The sequence below is a fragment of the Flavobacterium sp. J49 genome (genome assembly GCF_011742145.1).
Lineage (GTDB): Bacteria > Bacteroidota > Bacteroidia > Flavobacteriales > Flavobacteriaceae > Flavobacterium.
In genome coordinates, this window is the sequence record NZ_JAAQQU010000104.1 from 587,987 (window position 1) to 606,839 (window position 18,853).

At 39.8% G+C, this 18,853-nt stretch carries 16 protein-coding genes and 2 tRNA genes; 5 read left to right on the plus strand and 13 right to left on the minus strand.

The features are described from left to right. Positions 1-5: 5 nt before the first annotated feature. From HA632_RS09185 to HA632_RS09220, 8 genes are all read right to left on the minus strand, one after another. Positions 6-866 carry a cupin-like domain-containing protein gene (locus tag HA632_RS09185; protein WP_176306881.1) on the minus strand — a complete coding sequence of 287 codons (861 nt, stop codon included), beginning with the start codon at positions 864-866 and terminating at the stop codon, positions 6-8. A 102-nt stretch (positions 867-968) separates the two neighbouring features. Then, on the minus strand, positions 969-2,054 hold the full coding sequence (bioB, locus tag HA632_RS09190) for a biotin synthase BioB (RefSeq protein ID WP_176306882.1): 1,086 nt from the start codon (positions 2,052-2,054) through the stop codon (positions 969-971). 77 nt (positions 2,055-2,131) lie between these two features. Next, positions 2,132-2,572 carry a hypothetical protein gene (locus HA632_RS09195; RefSeq protein WP_176306883.1) on the minus strand — a complete coding sequence of 147 codons (441 nt, stop codon included), beginning with the start codon at positions 2,570-2,572 and terminating at the stop codon, positions 2,132-2,134. Between the two features lie 124 nt (positions 2,573-2,696). Continuing rightward, the gene (locus HA632_RS09200; protein ID WP_176306884.1) at positions 2,697-3,626 is read right to left on the minus strand and encodes a bifunctional riboflavin kinase/FAD synthetase; all 930 of its coding nucleotides are present in this window, start codon (positions 3,624-3,626) and stop codon (positions 2,697-2,699) included. Positions 3,627-3,718: 92 nt separating this feature from the next. Then, positions 3,719-5,758 carry a M43 family zinc metalloprotease gene (locus HA632_RS09205; RefSeq protein WP_176306885.1) on the minus strand — a complete coding sequence of 680 codons (2,040 nt, stop codon included), beginning with the start codon at positions 5,756-5,758 and terminating at the stop codon, positions 3,719-3,721. A gap of 217 nt (positions 5,759-5,975) precedes the next feature. Beyond that, positions 5,976-6,599, minus strand: a complete 624-nt coding sequence (pth, locus tag HA632_RS09210; protein ID WP_228778768.1) for an aminoacyl-tRNA hydrolase — start codon at positions 6,597-6,599, stop codon at positions 5,976-5,978. 352 nt (positions 6,600-6,951) lie between these two features. Next, the gene (locus HA632_RS09215) at positions 6,952-7,560 is read right to left on the minus strand and encodes a 50S ribosomal protein L25/general stress protein Ctc (protein WP_176306886.1); all 609 of its coding nucleotides are present in this window, start codon (positions 7,558-7,560) and stop codon (positions 6,952-6,954) included. A 39-nt stretch (positions 7,561-7,599) separates the two neighbouring features. Next, a complete protein-coding gene (locus HA632_RS09220) occupies positions 7,600-8,541 on the minus strand; it encodes a ribose-phosphate pyrophosphokinase (RefSeq protein ID WP_176306887.1) in 942 nt (313 codons plus the stop codon). Positions 8,542-8,770: 229 nt separating this feature from the next. On the opposite strand from HA632_RS09220, the gene HA632_RS09225 reads away from it, so the two are divergent. Continuing rightward, a tRNA-Leu gene (locus HA632_RS09225) sits at positions 8,771-8,850 on the plus strand. Between the two features lie 162 nt (positions 8,851-9,012). Further along, positions 9,013-9,252 carry a GIY-YIG nuclease family protein gene (locus tag HA632_RS09230; RefSeq protein WP_228778769.1) on the plus strand — a complete coding sequence of 80 codons (240 nt, stop codon included), beginning with the start codon at positions 9,013-9,015 and terminating at the stop codon, positions 9,250-9,252. A 255-nt stretch (positions 9,253-9,507) separates the two neighbouring features. On the opposite strand, the gene mgtE is transcribed toward HA632_RS09230, so the two are convergent. From mgtE to serS, 5 genes are all read right to left on the minus strand, one after another. Further along, positions 9,508-10,860: a magnesium transporter gene (mgtE, locus tag HA632_RS09235; protein ID WP_176306888.1), complete on the minus strand. Its 1,353-nt coding sequence runs from the start codon at positions 10,858-10,860 to the stop codon at positions 9,508-9,510. Further along, entirely contained in the window at positions 10,850-11,629 is a 780-nt protein-coding gene (gene rsmA, locus HA632_RS09240; protein WP_176306889.1) for a 16S rRNA (adenine(1518)-N(6)/adenine(1519)-N(6))-dimethyltransferase RsmA, read from the minus strand. The genes mgtE and rsmA overlap by 11 nt, the downstream gene beginning before the upstream one ends. 1 nt (position 11,630) lies before the next feature. Next, positions 11,631-11,942, minus strand: coding sequence for a DUF4286 family protein (locus HA632_RS09245; RefSeq protein ID WP_176306890.1), 312 nt, complete (start codon positions 11,940-11,942; stop codon positions 11,631-11,633). 43 nt (positions 11,943-11,985) lie between these two features. Continuing rightward, positions 11,986-13,764, minus strand: coding sequence for a tetratricopeptide repeat protein (locus HA632_RS09250; protein WP_176306891.1), 1,779 nt, complete (start codon positions 13,762-13,764; stop codon positions 11,986-11,988). Between the two features lie 81 nt (positions 13,765-13,845). Further along, on the minus strand, positions 13,846-15,117 hold the full coding sequence (serS, locus tag HA632_RS09255) for a serine--tRNA ligase (RefSeq protein ID WP_176306892.1): 1,272 nt from the start codon (positions 15,115-15,117) through the stop codon (positions 13,846-13,848). Positions 15,118-15,292: 175 nt separating this feature from the next. Between serS and HA632_RS09260 the strand changes: the two genes are divergently transcribed. The 3 genes from HA632_RS09260 (at position 15,293) to HA632_RS09270 (ending at position 18,817) form a co-directional block, all read left to right on the plus strand. Then, positions 15,293-17,209: a M1 family aminopeptidase gene (locus HA632_RS09260; protein ID WP_176306893.1), complete on the plus strand. Its 1,917-nt coding sequence runs from the start codon at positions 15,293-15,295 to the stop codon at positions 17,207-17,209. A 101-nt stretch (positions 17,210-17,310) separates the two neighbouring features. Beyond that, positions 17,311-18,660, plus strand: coding sequence for an RIP metalloprotease RseP (gene rseP, locus HA632_RS09265; RefSeq protein ID WP_176306894.1), 1,350 nt, complete (start codon positions 17,311-17,313; stop codon positions 18,658-18,660). Between the two features lie 83 nt (positions 18,661-18,743). Then, positions 18,744-18,817: transfer RNA gene (locus HA632_RS09270), tRNA-Asn, on the plus strand. Positions 18,818-18,853 lie beyond the last annotated feature (36 nt).

Sequence of the window (18,853 nt, forward strand, 5' to 3'; positions counted from 1 at the left end):
TTTTTTTAGGGCTGTTTGTTAGTTCTGACAATGGCCTGATTGTTTTTGTAATCTATCCAACGTTGGCCTTTCCATTTGCGCATGAGGTTGTCAAAGTGTCGCATGATAAAGACATTATAGGCGGCTTTAGACAAGTTGGTTACGCTTGTGGGAAATGCCCTCAAACTCATTGAAAATCCGGGGGTAACGTATTTCATATAATGCCAATAGCCTTCGGGCATGTAGAGCATTTCGCCGTGTTTTAAATGGGTTACCAAGCCTTGGGCTTTTTTTAGTGCCGGCCATTTCTCAAAATCGGGATGGTCAAAATCGATGTCTTCTCTCGAGATTAGGGCATGAGGCACTTTGTATAAATAAGGCGTTTGGTCGGGAGCAAAAAGCACACATCTCTTTTGACCGTGAAAGTGGAAATGCAGGATGTTAGAATAATCAATATCGTAATGCATAAACACTTTCGAGTTTTCTCCGCCAAAGAAAAGCATGGGCAATTGTTTGACCAATTTCAACCCGAGGTCGGGCCATTTGAAATCGTTTTTCAACACCGGGACTTCTTTGATCAAGTTGTATAAAAAGATGCGATAGTTGGTGGGTTTGGCATTGAGTAAATCGACATAATCACTCATTTTCATTTGGGCGTGCGCCTCGTTAAATCCGTCTTTGTGAGAAACCGGGCGGTCGTCATAAAGCGGTACGATTTTGTCACCGGCAACTTGCTTGATGTAGGCTAGGTTCCACTTTTCATAGGCCGGCCAATCGGCAGTGAGTTGCTCGATAACCAGAGGTTTTTGTTTTTTTACATAATGGTTGTAAAAATCCTCTTTTGAAATAGTTTTTACGCGTTCAATTTCTGTGAGTATTAATGACATAGACTGTTCTGGTAAAATATAAAAAAAAGCTCCCGGCAAAAGATGCCGAGAGCAAAGTTATAAAAAGCTTTAAAAACTAGGTGTTTTTTTGAAAAAGTTAACTTATTTTCCTTTGGTAGAAGCTTCCAAATTGCGCTCAATTTGGTGACCCGGACGCGTCCATTTTGGTTTTTCGCCCAAGGATTGGAACTGTGAATCTTCCGCTTCCACGGTCGTAGGCTGCATTATTTTGATAAATGGTTTTTGCGGTATTAGGCCAAGAGTTTCAAACATTTTCATGTCTTCATTCACATCCGGATTGGGTGTGGTCAATAATTTATCGCCTGCAAAAATCGAATTGGCACCGGCAAAGAAGCACATGGCTTGACCTTCGCGAGACATTTCGGTTCTTCCGGCAGAAAGACGCACTTGGGTTTCCGGCATTACGATACGGGTAGTGGCTACCATGCGAATCATTTCCCAAATTTCAACCGGCTTTTCGTTTTCCATAGGGGTACCTTCTACGGCTACTAACGCGTTAATCGGCACCGATTCCGGTTGCGGGTTTAAGGTAGACAAAGCGACTAACATACCGGCTCTGTCTTCAATGCTTTCTCCCATTCCGATAATTCCGCCGCTACACACGGTTACATTGGTTTTGCGGACGTTTTCTATGGTTTGCAAACGGTCTTCAAAACCGCGGGTTGAAATCACTTCTTTATAATAATCTTCAGAAGTGTCTAAGTTGTGGTTGTAGGCGTATAAACCGGCTTCGGCCAATCTTTGCGCTTGATTTTCGGTTAACATTCCGAGTGTACAACACACTTCCATGTCGAGTTTGTTGATGGTTCTTACCATTTCCAATACTTGGTCAAATTCTTCTCCGTCTTTTACATTACGCCAAGCGGCACCCATACAAACTCTTGATGAACCGTTAGATTTGGCTCTTAAGGCTTGTGCTTTTACTTGGCTTACGGTCATTAAATCGTTGCCTTGGATGTCGGTATGGTAACGGGCAGCTTGTGGACAATAGCCACAATCTTCAGGGCAACCGCCGGTTTTGATGGAAAGTAAGGTCGAAACTTGAACCACATTAGGGTCATGGTGTTCGCGGTGAATGGAGGCTGCTTCGTAAAGCAAATCCATTAAGGGTTTGTTGTATATGGCGATGATTTCTTCTTTGGTCCAATTGTGTTTTGTAATGCTCATAGGTAACATTTTATATTGCACCAAAAGTAGTCAATTTGTATTTAAGTTACAATTTGAAAAACAATAAAAGAAGGCTGTTAATCTTGGGCAGCCGTTTTGTTTCGGAAAAGTTGCATGGCGATAAACACTACGATAACCCCGGAAGCAATTCCTTCAAACAAAAGTCCTATAGCGTATTCATTGGCTGTTGGGTTTCCGCCAAATAAAAATTCTCCCGAGAGATTTTTGACGTATTCATTCCCGCCTCTGGCATAGATATAAGTCACCAAGCCCGCTACGCTGAGTAAAACACCCGTGATGGCGGTGGTTCCTGCCGAAAGCAAATTGGCTACATAGCCTGTTTTGCCTTCTTTGAAGTTGGATTGCAATGTTCTGCTCACGCCATAGTAAACAAAGGCGGCGTTCAGCATTCTGAGGTAAATGACTTTTGACAAACCGAAGAACTCCATGATTAAAAAATAAAGGGCGATTCCGGCAAAGATTAGGATTCCGTTGACTATTTCTTTAGGTAGTTTCATCTTGATAAGGTTTAAAAGGACAATTAAACAAGTCTATCAAATTTAAGAAATTATCTTTGAAAAAGTAATTATTTAACAGAAAAGAAACTTTTGTTTCAGTAAAATAAAAGTAAAATTAAATTATTTACAGTTGACTGAGGTACTCTTGTGCGGATAGTTTATCAAGAGCCAACTGGTTTTTGAGTGCGTCTAAAGATTCAAATTTTTGTTCGTCTCGCATTCTTTTAAGGAGCGAAACGGTGATGGTTTGGTCGTAAAGATCCTGATTAAAATCGAATAAGTTGATTTCAATAGTTTGGCTGGTGCCGTCTACGGTAGGTCGGTTCCCGATATTCATCATGCCGTAAAATGGTTGTTGGTTGAGGACACATTTGGCGACATAAACGCCGTTTTTAGGAATGAGTTTGTAGTCTTCTTCGATATGGATATTGGCTGTTGGATAACCGATGGTTCTGCCCAATTGTCGGCCTTTGGTCACGGTTCCGGTTAGGGAATAATTATAGCCTAAATAATCATTGGCCAATTCGATTTGACCTTCACACAAAGCGGTTCGGATTTTGGTTGAGCTCACGGAAACAGCATTGATTTCCTGCGCTGAGATTTGTTCTACTTCAAAGCCGTAAGTATGGCCAAATTCGATAAGGTCATTGATGTCAGCCGTACGGTTTCTGCCAAAACGATGGTCGTAGCCAATGATGATTTTTTTTAGTTTAAAAGTATCCACCAAAACCTGACGGACAAAGTCCTCGGCGGTCAATCGGGAAAACTCTTTGTCAAAAGGATGAACGACCAAATGGTCAACGCCTAAGTTGTCCAACAAGGCTATTTTTTCATTCAGGGTATTGAGCTGTTTCATCTCGGTGCCTTCCTGCAGGACCATTCGGGGATGCGGGAAAAAAGTCAGTACCAAACTTTCACAGTCATTTGATTTTGCGGAAGCGATGATTTGCTCCAATATTTTTTGATGGCCAAGATGAACCCCGTCAAAAGTACCAATAGTAACGATGGTTTTGTCTTTGGGTTTAAAGGAATGAATGGAAAGATGTGTTTTCAACCGTAGATTTTTTACAAAAGTAAATTTTATTTTAAAAGAAAAGAGGATTGAAAATGAATTCAATCCTCTTTTTTTAGTTATGCGTCAATTCATTATTCTTTGATAAAGCGCAATGTTTTGCTTTGCGTACCGTTTGATACAGTGATTAAATATACACCGCTACTGTAGTTAGTAGTGTCTATAGATAAATCATCAACGGTTAGGATATTTTTTTGACCTACTGTTTGACCTAAGTAGTTGTAAATCGTAACATTTTTAACTAGTTCAATTCCGGTTGGAACGGCAATGTTTAATACATTGTTAGCTGGGTTAGGGTAAACGTAAATGTCATTTAATGTTTCGAAAGTTTCGTTGCTTAATACGTTAACGGTAAACACTTTACTCTCTGTAGCACCAAATGAAGCGCCTGAAGCAACGATTACAGTACCATCAGTTGATTTGATGTCATAATAACCAGTACCATAGTTACAACAAATTCCGTCGCTGTAAGCGTCATTAATGGTAAAGGTGTAACAGTTGTTATTGGCTAAAGTCCAGTTTTGAGTAATAAGGGCCGGAAGCCCAGTAGTATCGGTGTACGGACCACCACTATACAAAATAGTTCCTGCTTGATTTTTTAAGTTCCAAGTTGTTTCTGAACCATACAAATCTCTTTGTAATCTAAACACATAATTGTTGAATGTATAGTTGGGTGGACCTGATGGGATAGTGTAAGCAGCAGAAACACTGTTGTTTGAAGCTCTTTGATCAGTTACGCCATTAGCGGTTGTGATGGTACCATTGAAGGTTCCGTTAGTGGCGTTTGTTACCGGCATGTCAAAAGTAGCAAATTTGTTTTGCGCTAAATTTCCTGTCCATGGATAAGTATAGTTGGTTCCGCCATTGATGTTATAAGAAATAACGGCTGAAGTTAAAGTAGCTGTTCCTCTGTTGTATATAGTAACTTTTATAGTTGGTGAAGGAGCAGTGCCACAAGCACCACTGGCAGTAGCACAAACGTTTTCCAATTTTAATTCAGCATCGTTCGTAAATAATGGAATCGCTTGATCTTTTGTTGAAGTTTTTAGCGAAAGTCTTCTAGTTGCGTTATTCATCACAGTTGTGATTCTGGCTTTTTGGTCTACAGTAAAGATGTTCATACAAGCATCATCTGTATAATCCATGTAGTTTTCAATCATATCATTCCCCGGTTGTGAGGGACAAGAATTGGTGCCTGCCGGACAGCCATAATTTGGCGCTCCTGCTCTAGGGGTGTCGTTACAATAGTCATCTACAACACAAGGCGTTCCGTCTTCTCCCCAGATGTGACGTAAACCTAAAAAGTGCCCTACTTCATGGGTCATTGTTCTTCCTTTGTCAAAAGAATTGTCTCCGTAAAGTCCGCCAGAGAAAATATTTCTTGATCCGAAATAAGAATAATTGGCTACCACACCATCAGTATTGGCAGCGCCACCATTGGCGTTTAAACCGGCTAAAGTAGAGTTGCTTGGAAACTGAGCATAACCCAAAAGAGAGCCGTCTGAGAATTGTACGCTCCACATGTTCATGTATTGCGTTGGGTCCCATATAGTGCTTGGTTTAACGGTAGAGTTAATTGCTGTTGTTGACCAAGAAGCTTGACAAAGATTGTGTCTTACAATACCATTGGTTGGGTTACCGTTTGGATCTGATTTGGCCAATGCAAATTGAATCATAGTGTCGGCACCAACTGCATTGGTATTGAATCCCGGAGTTCCGGCCATACGTCTGAAATCCTGATTCATAACTGTGATTTGAGACTCTACTTGAGCGTCTTGTATATTAGGAGCTGTTCCAACTGGTTGACCATTGTGGATTACGTGTACTACTACAGGAATGGTAATAACACCACCTGATTCTGAACGGTACTCCGGACTGGCTTTGTATCTTTCAATTAAAGGAGACAACCAGGCTTCAAATTGAGCTTCTGTCATTCTTTTAGGGTCATTTTCCTGTAAGAAATGCTCATATTCTGTAGAAGCACAACGAATCAAACCTTCCGGTGATACATTAGTGACTGGCTTTCCAAAAAGAGTTCTTTGTTTTGCTTCTTGGCTGTATCCTACGCATAAGGAAAACAAAAGAAACAAAGACATAAAAGTAATTTTTTTCATGATTTTTAGTTTGTTATAGTAAAAGATAATTGTATAATAGCGGATAAAAATATAAAAAAAATATTAAGCAACAAACTTCTTTGGTGGGGTTAACAGTTGTAATATTCAGAATTCTAAGAATCGGGCATTTTTTAGCCCTAAATTAATATAAAATAGCCCTTTAAGACATTAAAAGCACTAGTAATTTTCTTAGTTTATTTGTTCCGAATTAATATTTTTATTTTCCGTTAAAGCTATTCATGGTGTTATTTAATCCTGCCAAGGCAAAGGATTCTATGATTTCTTTGGAGAGGACAAAACGTTCCGGAAGTTTGGCTTTTTCTTCTTCGTTCCATTCACCCAAAACATAATCTACTTGTTGGCCTTTTTTGAATTCATCGCTAATGCCAAAACGAAATCGAGGATATTCGGTTGTGTTCAAAACGAGTTGGATGTTTTTCAAACCATTGTGCCCACCATCACTGCCTTTGGCTTTGATGCGGATGGTGCCAAAAGGCAAATTCAAATCGTCAGTAATGATTAAGACATTTTCTTTGGCGATGTTTTCTTTTTCCATCCAATATTGCACCGCTTTACCGCTCAAATTCATATAGGTATTGGGTTTCAGTAAAATCAGCTTTCTGCCTTTGATATTGTATTCGGTTTTGCTTCCTAGTTTGGCTGTTTCAAAAGACAAGCTTTCTTTTTGGGCGACATAATCCAAAATTTTGAAGCCAATGTTGTGGCGTGTATTTACATATTCGGCACCAATGTTTCCAAGTCCGACAATTAGGAATTTTTTCATTTCTTCTGCGTTATCAGCAATTGTATTAGTGGTAAATATTTTAGTTAACCATTTCATGAGGCAAAAATAAACTAATTTATTACTTCAGTTCGCTATGATGGTGTGAAAATTTTTAGCCACGGATTTTACGGATTAGCACGGACTAATCTGTGCTAATCCGTAAAATCCGTGTAATCTGTGGCAAAGAATAGCAATGTACTAAGCAAGCAGATTTAATCCATAATGGGGTATTTCCCGAAGTTTATAAAATGCCTTTTGTTTGTTTTTTAGCCCCGACAGGAGCTAATCTCGTCTTTTGGGACGAGATGCGGATGGCGGGAATATGGAAACCAAGAATGCCCGAGCCTTTCGCTCCTAAATAAAAAAGCCCCGTTTTTCAACGAGGCTTTTAGTATGACTTGGAAATAAATTATTTTTTCTTTCCTTTTGCCGGAGCTTTTGCTGCTTTTGCTGCTTCTTGAGCGGCTTTCATAGCAGCACGTGAAATCTTCACTTGACAAACCACGGTGTTGTCCGGGTGCATCAATTTGAAGTTTTTAGCTTCTAATTTGGTAACATATAATTTGTTACCCATTTGCAATTCAGAGATGTTAGCTTCAACATAATCCGGAAGATTTTTTGGTAAAGCTTTCACTTTTAATCTTCTTTGGTTCAAACGTAAATCACCACCTAACAAAACCCCTGGAGAAGTTCCAACGATTTTCACCGGAACTTCCATAGTGATTTCTTTGCTTTCGTTTAATTGAAAGAAATCAATGTGTAAAATTTTGTCAGACACCGGGTGAAACTGAATGTCTTGAAGAATAACATTGGTAGTTTTTCCAGCCAAATCAACCACAACTGTGTGTGCGTTTGGAGTGTAAACCAAGCCTTTGAATGCTTTTTCTTCTGCTGCAAAATGCTGTGGTGTAGTTCCTCCGTAAATAACGCAAGGGACCATTCCAGCATCACGTAAGGCTTTAGTAGCTTTTTTGCCTACGCTTTCTCTTTCTTGTCCTTTAATCGTAATCGATTTCATTGTAAAAATATATAGTTAATAAAAAAATACTTAATTGAATTACATCAGGAATTTACCGCTGATGGAATTGTTGTGTTGCACCATGTGCATTACTTCTGCGAAGAGCGGTGCACAACTCACCACTTTTATTTTATTTGATTCTTTCTTTAACGGAATAGAATCGGTAACAATCAACTCAAGCAATTTAGAGTTTTCGATTTTTTCATACGCTTCTCCCGAAAGGATAGCATGCGTACAAATCGCTCTCACACTTATCGCGCCTTTTTCCATCATCAAATCGGCGGCTTTGGCTAGTGTTCCTCCGGTGTCGATCATGTCATCGACCAAAATTACATTTCTGCCTTTTACTTCTCCAATCAACTCCATGGTGTCAATCACATTGGCCGCTTTTCTTTGTTTGTAACAAATGACTACGTCAGATTCTAAAAATTTAGAATAAGCATACGCTCTTTTCGAACCGCCCATATCCGGAGAAGCAATCGTTAGATTGTCTAACTGCAAACTCTTTACATACGGTAAAAAGATCGTCGAGGCAAACAAGTGATCGACCGGTTTTTCAAAAAACCCTTGAATCTGATCGGCATGTAAATCCATCGTCATGATTCGAGTGGCGCCGGCAGTTTCCAATAATTTGGCTACTAATTTGGCTCCAATCGGCACTCTTGGCTTGTCTTTACGGTCTTGTCTTGCCCAACCAAAGTAAGGAATTACCGGAGTAATGTGTCGGGCTGATGCTCTTTTTGCAGCATCAATCATTAACAAAAGCTCCATTAAATTATCGGCACTCGGAAAAGTAGAGCAGACAATAAAAACGCGTAATCCTCTTATTGATTCTTCAAAAGAAGGTTGAAACTCGCCATCACTATATTTTGAGAACGTAACTTTACCCAGCGGAATCCCATAGTTAGTAGCTATTTGTTCGGCCAGATGGACGCTTTGTGAACAGGCAAATATCTTTGCTTCGGGTTCTAAATGCGACATTGTCAATTATTGTTTTTATTCCGTTGCTCTTATGTCATTTAGCGCTGATTGCTGTCTCATGCTTCCTGAATATAATTGCCTCGGATGTAGTTAGTTAGTTGTGTGTTGCTGTAACGCGGTGCAAATTTAGAAATTAAATCCGACTCTGAAAGGATATTTTTAAGTATTTTTTGGTTTGTATGAAGAAATTTTTTTTACATTTGCACCCACAAAACACAAATACCTTAATGCCCGGATGGCGGAATTGGTAGACGCGCACGACTCAAACTCGTGTTCTTAGGAGTGTGGGTTCGATTCCCACTCCGGGTACTTAGAAAAACCTCTCAGCAATGAGAGGTTTTTTATTTTATAATTATTTCGTGTTCTTAGGAGTGTGGGTTCGACCTGCCTGCCGGCAGGCAGGTTCCCACTCCGGGTACAAAACCTCTCAGCAATGAGAGGTTTTTTTGTTTAAATTTGATGGTGTTTTATATGTATGCCATATCAAGTTTGAATAGAAACTATATTTATGTTGGATTAACAGATAATATAGAAAGGCGATTTATGGAGCATAATTCAGGAAAGAATAAAACAACAAAACCTTATTTACCATTTAAAATTATTTACAAAGAAGAATTTGAAACTAGGGAAGAGGCAAGAATTCGTGAAAAATATTATAAATCGGGAATTGGAAAAGAAAAACTAAAGCAAATCCGTGAACAGACAAAATAAAAGGCTCGACCTGCCTGCCGGCAGGCAGGTTCCCACTCCGGCCTGTCTGCCGAAGGTAGAGTACAAAAGGAAAACCTCTCAGCAATGAGAGGTTTTTTTGTTTGTTGTAAGAATGAAATATATTCTAATTAGCCCCGATAGGAACGGCATCCTTTTTAGGATTGGCCGGAACACAGTGCAGGCACATCCTAAAAAGATATAGTGGATAGCGGGAAGATAAGTGTAATGAAGCAGGAAACTTCTGCTCCTAAAAAACTAAAACCCTAAAATCAATTTGGCAATCGAAAAGTAAATCAATATTCCGCAAATGTCATTACTGGTGGTGATGAACGGTCCGGTCGCCAAGGCCGGATCAATGTTGAATCGATGCAGTAATAGCGGTACAAAGGTTCCAATTAGCGAGGCGATGATAATTACTGAAATCAACGCTATGGTGACAATCTCTCCAATAATCAATTCTACATTCAGCAAGAAATGACTGCCCACGAATAAGATCGAGGCCAATATGATTCCGTTGAGCAAACTCAACGACACTTCTTTGATCAAACGATTCCATAACGAACCGCTAATAGATTGATTGGCCAAACCTTGCACAATAATCGCAGAAGATTGTACGCCTACATTTCCGGCCATCGCAGCGATTAGCGGTGTAAAGAAAAATAAATTCCCGTGATTGGTCATCGCGCCTTCGAATAGACCTAAGACTCTAACGCTGATAAAACCACCAAACAATGCTAAAACCAGCCAAGGCAAACGCGCACGGGTTAAGTCGAGGATGCTGTCATCGGCTTCTACGTCTTGTGAGATACCCGCAGCCAACTGGTAATCTTTATCGGCTTCCTCTTTGATTACGTCTACGATATCGTCAATGGTAATTCTACCGACTAAGCGTCCCATTTCATCTACGACCGGAATGGCTTCCAAGTCATATTTTTGCATGATACGAGCAACATCCGTGTTGGGCATGTCCACTCTAACATAATCTACTTTTTTGATATACACTTCGCTGATGGGCGTTTTGGTAGAAGTCGTCAATAAATCTTTTAGAGATAATCTTCCTTTCAAACGGTTTTCGTCATCTACCACATAAATCGAATGCACACGTGTTACATTTTCCGCCTGAATTCGCATTTCTTTTACGCAGGTTAGTACGTTCCAATTTTCATTGACTTTCACCAACTCTTTTCCCATCAAACCTCCGGCAGTATCTTCGTCGTAGCGCAACAAATCGACAATGTCTTTGGCGTGTTCTACGTCTTCTAATTCGGAGATTACTTCTTCTTTTTTGCTTTGCGAAAGTTCGGCAATAATGTCGGCAGCGTCATCGGTATCCAATTCGTCAAGCTCTTCCGCAATTTCTTTGGCCGAAAGCCCTTGGAGGATTTTTTCACGCAAATCATCTTCCAACTCGGGAAGAATTTCAGCGGTAATTTCACTGTCCAGGATTTTAAAAATATAGGTGGCTTCAGCCGTTTCCAATTCCTCAAAAATCTCCGCGATATCGGCATGGTGCATGTCATTCAACAACACTTCCAATTCTTGGTCGTTTTTGTCGTGAATGAGTTGCTCGATTTGCGCTAAGAGTTCTTTGCTGATTTTAAACTGCATGGGCTTCTATTTTTTGGGTGAGTTCAATGAACTGCTCCACAGTTAATTGTTCCGGACGGAGGTCAAAGATAGTATCTTCTTTTAAATTATCCGACAGGTTAAACGATTTTAGACTGTTTCGCAAGGTCTTTCTGCGTTGTTGGAAACCGGTCTTAACCACAGTAAAGAACAATTTTTCATTACAAGGCAAATGAAAATCCGCTTTTCGGCGCAAGCGCAATACGCCCGATTTTACTTTGGGTGGCGGATTGAAAACATGTTCGTGAACCGTAAATAAATATTCAGCGTCGTAAAAAGCCTGGACCAAAACCGAAAGTATGCCATATACTTTATTGCCTTTTTTGGAACAAATTCTTTCGGCGACTTCTTTTTGGAACATACCGGAGAACTCAGGTACTTGCTCGCGCAATTCCAAACATTTGAACACAATTTGGGACGAAATATTATACGGAAAGTTTCCGGTAATGGCGAAAGGTTTGCCTTCAAACACCTCATTGATGTTGTATTTCAAAAAGTCTTTAGAGATGATTTTTCCGTGCAACTTTGGGTAATGTGCATTCAAATATTCCACCGATTCGGTGTCAATTTCAATCACATAGGTCGTGGTCGGTTTCTCCAAAAGATATTTGGTCAATACGCCCATGCCCGGACCGATTTCTAATACGTTGTCATAACCTTCAAGACTCAAGGTGTCGGCAATGTCTTTGGCTATGCTTTCATCGGTTAAGAAATGCTGCCCGAGGTGTTTTTTGGCTTTTACTTGGTTCATTTTAATGATCGCTTATCAATTCCAATTCCGTTCTGAAGGCCAACATTTTGTCGCCAAAAAGGCGATGTCCTTCTTCGCGTAATCTTGGTGCATCTTCATCGTAATATTTTTGCAGGGTTTCTTTGCTATCGGTACAATATTGAATAGAATAAGTCATGCCGCCCATTTCTTCTTCGATTAAAACTTTCACCATGCGTGCCGAAGAAAATTTTCCGGTGGCCAAGACGTCGTTAATATGTTTTTCCTGCATCCATTGCATCCATTGGTCGTGAACGCTTTCGTGTATGTTGATGGTAACGTTGTATAAAATCATGTCAAAGGGATTTGTTAATCTGGTTATTCGGTGATTTGAGGTTTTAAAGATTGGTATCGCCTCTTAATTTTCTGTACTTGTTCCGCGAGTCTACGAAATAAATACTGTCTTCGTGTTTGAAGATGATTTCTTCATAAAGCGGTTTGGCCTTTTCGACATCGACTAAATTAAAGTTGTAAATCTCAGCTGAATAATACAATGCTTCGTCTACATAAATGCTTTCTTTTTGGTTGGTGGTAATGTTGTTGTAGTATTCCAAAGCTTTAGTGAAATCGCCCATTTTCTCATAGGTTTTACCAATGCGCAATAGCGTTACGGCTTCAATTTCTTCGCCTTTGTGCTCTTTTAAAATGAGTTGAAATTGCTCCAAAGACGCCGCTTTTTTATTTTGGTACAACAAAAAATCAGCACGGGCAAATTTCTTCAAAGCCACTTGGGTCGAATCTTCAACAGTATTGTCACTGATTAATAAAAACAAGTCCAAAGCGTCATTGGCAATCAATTGGGAGGCCGCCGATTTTAATACTTTTAATTGATGGGTAGCCCATTCGAAATCACCTTTGAAATAACTGGTTTTAGCGGTTTTCAATTGCGCTTCCTGGCCGGTAACATCTCCTGCCATGTCTTCGCCTACTTGGGAATAATAAATTAAGGCTTGGTTGTATTTTTCTTCCAATAAAAGAATGTCGGCCAATTGCATTTTGAGTTCAGCCAGTTGGTAACGATTGATGGGCATTTCCATGGCGTTTTTCAAAATCATCTTGGCTTTTTCGGGATTGTTCAAATGAAAGGCGGTGAAATCGGCTTCCAATTCGAGCAGGGATAAAGTATATGGACTTACGCCAAATTCTTTTATCAGTTTGTCCAATTCGGCCGTGATGGTCACATAATCTTTCTCGGTGGCATGATTGATTTTCATTTCCATCAAATAGGAATGGGCTTGAATCAGCAGTTCTAAATCGTTGGTGTTTTCTATAACAAAAGTCAAGATTTCTTTAGCTGAATCCTGGTCGTTATCGGCTATGGCCATTTCGCCCAAATTGACGATGTTGCCAAAGGATTCCGGGTTTCTTTTGTAAATGGCTTTTTGTTGCACGAAAGCTTTGCCGTATTCTTTGAGCTGCACAAAATACCAACTCAGAAAATCATTCCAAAAAACATCTTGGGTTTTCTGGGTTCGGATTAGTAATGCTTTTTTTAAGGTCTCATTGAAATTTTCGTCGCCGTCTTCGGTCATGAATCGCGACAATTGATTTTGAATAATCGGTAAGTTTTGCGGATTTTGATAAGCTTCTAACAAATAGGTTTCTATCATTAAATCGGTTTCGCCTTTTTGACCGTAAAGCATGGCCATTTGGAAATTAAAACTCAGTTTCGGGTCGGTTTCAATGGCAGTTTTATAAGCCAAAAGCGCATAATCAAACAACGCTTTTCTCTCAAAAGTATAGGCAATGCCATAAGCTTCTGGTGCGTGTTTCTTGATTTTATCAATCGCCTGATTGTAATATTTATTGGCTTTCTCTTGGTTTTTTTGCAGTTGGTAATTGAAACCCAATTCGATTAAAAGACTGTTTTGGCGGTATTTGTCGAGTCTTTCCTGCAGCGCTTTTTCGGCTTTGTCAAATTGTTGTAACTGTTGGTAACACTCAATGACTCTTTGAAAATAATTCGAATTGCCGGCTTGGGCTTTGAGCAATTCTTCATAGCTGACTAAAGCTTTTTCAAATTCGCCTCGGTCAAAATAATTATTGGCCAACTGTTCGTTTTGAGCCGAAGCCCAAAGCGAAAGGAATAAGCACGCTATGGATAGAAATTTTTTCATGTGTAACAGTAAAACGAACAATGTACTAAAGTAACACTTTTTGTGCTCCGTTAGTACATTGTTTGCTAAAGATTAACTTATTTAGTTAATGATATCAAAGCCGGTGTAAGGGCGCAATACTTCCGGGATTACAATGCCTTCCGGAGTTTGGTAATTTTCTATGATTCCGGCTAAAACTCTTGGCAGTGCCAATGAACTTCCGTTTAAGGTATGTGCCAATTGGGTTTTTCCGTCTTTTCCTTTGAAACGCAATTTCAAACGATTGGCCTGAAACGTTTCGAAGTTTGATACCGAAGAGATTTCCAACCATCGGTCTTGGGCGGTTGAAAACACCTCAAAGTCATAAGTCAATGCCGACGCAAACCCCATATCACCACCACAAAGGCGTAAGATTCTATAAGGCAATTTCAATTCCTGAAGAAGGCTTTTTACGTGTTCTACCATGCCGTCAAGGGCTTCGTGAGATTTATCGGGATGCTCGATGCGTACGATTTCTACTTTGTCAAATTGGTGCAAACGGTTCAAGCCGCGAACGTGTGCGCCCCAAGAACCTGCTTCTCTTCTGAAACATGGCGTATAACCTGTGGCCAAAACCGGCAAGTCTTTTTCCTGAAGGATTACATCGCGGTAAATATTGGTCACCGGAACTTCGGCCGTAGGAATTAAGTACAAATCGTCTTTGGCATCGTGGTACATTTGGCCTTCTTTATCCGGTAATTGTCCGGTTCCATAGGCTGAAGCTTCATTTACCAAGTGAGGCACTTGAAATTCTTGATAACCGGCTTCGGTATTTTTATCCAAAAAGTAAGAAATCAAAGCGCGTTGTAATTTGGCACCTTTTCCTTTGTAAACAGGGAATCCCGGAGCCGTAATTTTAGTTCCTAATTCGAAATCGATGATGTCGTATTTTTTAATCAAATCCCAATGAGGCAAAGCGCCTTCATGCAATACCGGTATATCGCCTTCTTGAAAAACATTGATATTGTCCTCGGCTGATTTGCCGGGCGGAACGATATCGGCAGGCGTGTTGGGCAGCAAATACATTTTTTGGGTTAGTTCGGCTGTGAAAACCTCTAATTTTTCACCCAATTCTTTGCTGGTTTCTTTGAGTTGACTTGTTTTTTGTTTTAAGATTTCGGCTTTGGCTTTTTCCCCGTTTTTCATCATTTCACCAATAGCAGCGGATAATTTATTGGCTTCTGCCAAAGTATTGTCGAGAGCTACTTGCGTGCTTCTTCTGTTTTCATCTAACTGAATGGCTTCTTCAACTATCGTTGTAGCGTCCATATTTCTTTTGGCCAAAGCGGCAATCACTTTATCCTTGTTCTCTCTGATGTAACTGATTTGTAACATGTCATTTTCTTTATAAGCACGCAAATTTAATGAAATGTTTGATAAAACCTTTCGGATACCTAAAAACTTGCTTGTCTAAAAGAATTACAATCAACGGTGTGTCTTTTATTTATCATTATTTTGACAGTCAGATACTTCAATAATTGTTATATTCGCAAAAAAATCATTGCTTACTATGAAAAAGTACTACTTTTTGATATTATATTTTACAATTCCTTTTGTTTTTGCCCAAGAAGGGGTTTCTGAGACCAGCAGGATAGCTGAGTCGGAGATGAAATCGGCTTCACAGGTGATGAATTTTCAGGTCAATCCCAATACGGCAAACTACGATGTTACTTACAGCAAACTCGAATTTACACTCAATCCTGCAGTGTATGCCATAACCGGAAAAGTGACGACGACTTTCAAAGCTTTGAGCGACATGACTACCGTGACTTTTGATTTAACCAATGAATTGACGGTGAGTTCGGTAAAACAAGGGATGACCAATTTAAGTTTTGTGCAAAATGCCAATGAGGAATTGGTGATTACTTTGCCGACCACACTTACAACCAACAGCTTTGCTACGGTAGAAATCAACTATTCGGGAGCGCCGGCCACAGGAGAGCAGGCGTTTACCAGATCTACCCATGCCGGAGCTTCCATCATCTGGACGCTTTCAGAACCTTTTGGGGCTCGTGATTGGTGGCCTTGTAAGCAAGATTTGAATGATAAAATAGACAGCATTGATGTTTATATCACGGCACCATCGCAGTATGTGAGTGTGGCCAATGGTGTTGAGCCTGAAGCACCGGTGATTAACGGCGCCAACAAAACCACCCATTTCCATCACAGTTATCCAATTCCGGCTTACTTAGTTGCAATTGCGGTAACCAATTATCAGGTTTTTACCCAAACGGCGGGAACGGCTCCCAATACTTTTCCAATTGTAAATTATATTTATCCTGAGGATTATAGTTCGGCAGTAGTTTCCCTGGCAGAGACCTTACCGATTATGGATATTTTTGAAGACTTGTTTGAAACTTATCCTTTTCATGCTGAAAAGTATGGTCATGCTCAATTTGGTTGGGGTGGCGGAATGGAGCACACTACAGTTTCTTTTATGGGAGGCTTCAGTCGTGGATTGATTGCTCATGAATTGGCCCACCAATGGTTTGGCGATAAAATCACTTGCGGTACTTGGAAAGACATTTGGTTGAATGAAGGGTTTGCCACTTATTTGGCGGCATTGGCTATTGAAAATTTAGATGGGTTGAATGCTTTTATTACACAAAAATCGTCTATGATTGATTTTATTACCTCGAGTCCGGCAGGGAATGTATATTTAACCGATGCGCAGGCGACTAATGTGGGTCGAATCTTCAGCAGTCGGTTGAGCTATAACAAAGGTGCGATGGTTTTGGAAATGTTGCGTTTTAAAATGGGGGATACTAATTTTTTCCAGGCGGTAAGAAACTATTTAGCCGATCCGAATTTGGCCTTCAAATACGCCGTTACGACTGATTTAAAAGCCCATTTGGAAGCAGTTTACGGACAAGATTTAACCGAATTTTTCCAAGATTGGATTTACAATCAAGGATATCCTACTTATACCATTACGGCTCAGAACTGGGGAACAGGTCAGGCCAAGTTTGTGGTCAATCAAACCCAATCGGATGCCTCGGTTACGTATTTTGAAATGCCGGTTCCGGTTAGAATTTATGGTGCCGGAGGACAGCAGGCAGATTTAGTATTGAACAATACGGTCAACGGCGAACAATTCATAATGAGTGTGCCTTTTGAGATAACAGGAGTTGCATTTGACCCGGAAAAGCATATTATTTCAGCCAATTCGACGGCGACTTTGGGCAACCAAGATTTTAGTATGGATAACGCAGTAGTGCTTTATCCTAATCCGAGTGCTGATATTTTACACATTCAAATGCCTTCCTCTTTGGTGTTAGAAAAGGCTACTGTTTACAACAGTCTTGGGCAGAAAGTTTTAGAAAACAATACGGTGGATTTTTCTGTGAGTCAATTGTCTTCAGGGGTTCATTACATCGATATTCAAACAACAACGGGAACTTATCATAAAAAATTCATAAAAAAATAACCTGCCTGCCGGCAGGCAGGTCTATATTTAACAAATATTGTATGCAGGGGTAAGGTGAAAACCTTACTTTTGTGCGTTTAAAAGAAACTGACAAATAAGAAATGGAAATTGCAATCAAACTATCTCAATTTTTACTGAGTTTATCAATATTAATTATACTTCACGAATTAGGACATTTTATTCCGGCCAAATTATTTAAAACAAGAGTAGAGAAATTCTACTTGTTTTTTGACATTAAATATTCTTTACTGAAAAAGAAAATCGGCGAGACAGAATATGGTATTGGTTGGTTGCCATTAGGAGGTTATGTAAAAATCTCCGGGATGATTGACGAGAGCATGGATACCGAGCAAATGGCTCAGGAACCACAGCCTTGGGAATTCCGCTCTAAACCGGCATGGCAACGTTTGATTATCATGTTGGGTGGTGTGACAGTGAATTTTATTTTGGCGTTTATCATTTACATCGGAATGGCTTATGCTTATGGTGAGCAATTCATTGCCAACAATGACTTAAAAGAAGGTGTTTGGGTTACCAATCCGGTTATTGAAAAAGCGGGTATTAAAACCGGTGACAAGATTGTTTCCATTAACGGCAAGCCGATGGATCGTTTTAATGACCTTGCCAAAAATTTATATACAGCCAGAGAGGTTGTTGTTGAGCGAAACGGGCAACAGCAAACGATAAAGTTCCCTATAAATATCATTAATCAGATAAGTAATTCGGGAAGAAAACACTCTTTGGTCGAATTGAGGATTCCTTTTGTAGTAAGTGAGGTAAGCAAAAGTTCGCCGAACAACAGTACTTTAAAATCCAAAGATATCATTACGAGTTTCAACGGCAAACCGGTTCGTTATGCAGATGAAATCATCTCGGAATTTGATAAGTTCAAAGGACAAACGGTTCCGGTTGTTGTTAAAAGAGACAATCAATTGGTGGCTACTACGATAAAATTTAATGACAGTGCTAAGTTAGGGGTAGTTTATCCGAACAGAATTCCGTTGTCGAATATTGAGAAATTGAATTTATACAAAGTAAACAAACACGAATATGGTTTTTTTGAATCTATTCCTGTTGGTCTTCGCGTGGGGGCTGAAACTTTAATTGGTTACGGAGAAAACCTGATGACCATTTTTAACCCTAAGACAGAAGCTTATAAAGAAGTAGGAGGTTTTGCGGCTATCTTTAATATTTTCCCTAATTCATGGAGTTGGGAAGCCTTTTGGAACATTACTGCTTTGTTGTCAATTATGTTAGGGGTAATGAATTTATTACCGATTCCGGCGCTTGATGGTGGTCATGTGATGTTCTTGTTGTATGAAATAATTTCGGGTCGTAAACCAAGTGACAAGTTCTTAGAGAAAGCGCAATTGGTTGGGTTTGTATTACTTATTTCTTTATTGTTGTTTGCCAACGGGAATGATATTTACAAGGCAATTGTAGGCAAGTAATATTTTTTGAAATTTTATTCGTTTTTATTTGCAAAAAATAAAATTCGTTCTATCTTTGCAACCGCTTAAAAGATATAACATCTTCCTCCTTAGCTCAGTTGGTTAGAGCATCTGACTGTTAATCAGAGGGTCCTTGGTTCGAGCCCAAGAGGGGGAGCAAGCAACTGAAAGCCTTCACAGCAATGTGAGGGCT

What these genes read in the sequence shown, in the direction of transcription:
- HA632_RS09185 (WP_176306881.1), bottom strand. Translation starts at nt 866, where the DNA reads ATGTCATTAATACTCACAGAAATTGAACGCGTAAAAACTATTTCAAAA.
- bioB (WP_176306882.1), bottom strand. Translation starts at nt 2,054, where the DNA reads ATGAGCATTACAAAACACAATTGGACCAAAGAAGAAATCATCGCCATA.
- HA632_RS09195 (WP_176306883.1), bottom strand. Translation starts at nt 2,572, where the DNA reads ATGAAACTACCTAAAGAAATAGTCAACGGAATCCTAATCTTTGCCGGA.
- HA632_RS09205 (WP_176306885.1), bottom strand. Translation starts at nt 5,758, where the DNA reads ATGAAAAAAATTACTTTTATGTCTTTGTTTCTTTTGTTTTCCTTATGC.
- pth (WP_228778768.1), bottom strand. Translation starts at nt 6,599, where the DNA reads ATGAAATGGTTAACTAAAATATTTACCACTAATACAATTGCTGATAAC.
- HA632_RS09215 (WP_176306886.1), bottom strand. Translation starts at nt 7,560, where the DNA reads ATGAAATCGATTACGATTAAAGGACAAGAAAGAGAAAGCGTAGGCAAA.
- HA632_RS09220 (WP_176306887.1), bottom strand. Translation starts at nt 8,541, where the DNA reads ATGTCGCATTTAGAACCCGAAGCAAAGATATTTGCCTGTTCACAAAGC.
- HA632_RS09230 (WP_228778769.1), top strand. Translation starts at nt 9,013, where the DNA reads ATGTATGCCATATCAAGTTTGAATAGAAACTATATTTATGTTGGATTA.
- mgtE (WP_176306888.1), bottom strand. Translation starts at nt 10,860, where the DNA reads ATGCAGTTTAAAATCAGCAAAGAACTCTTAGCGCAAATCGAGCAACTC.
- rsmA (WP_176306889.1), bottom strand. Translation starts at nt 11,629, where the DNA reads ATGAACCAAGTAAAAGCCAAAAAACACCTCGGGCAGCATTTCTTAACC.
- HA632_RS09245 (WP_176306890.1), bottom strand. Translation starts at nt 11,942, where the DNA reads ATGATTTTATACAACGTTACCATCAACATACACGAAAGCGTTCACGAC.
- HA632_RS09250 (WP_176306891.1), bottom strand. Translation starts at nt 13,764, where the DNA reads ATGAAAAAATTTCTATCCATAGCGTGCTTATTCCTTTCGCTTTGGGCT.
- serS (WP_176306892.1), bottom strand. Translation starts at nt 15,117, where the DNA reads ATGTTACAAATCAGTTACATCAGAGAGAACAAGGATAAAGTGATTGCC.
- HA632_RS09260 (WP_176306893.1), top strand. Translation starts at nt 15,293, where the DNA reads ATGAAAAAGTACTACTTTTTGATATTATATTTTACAATTCCTTTTGTT.
- rseP (WP_176306894.1), top strand. Translation starts at nt 17,311, where the DNA reads ATGGAAATTGCAATCAAACTATCTCAATTTTTACTGAGTTTATCAATA.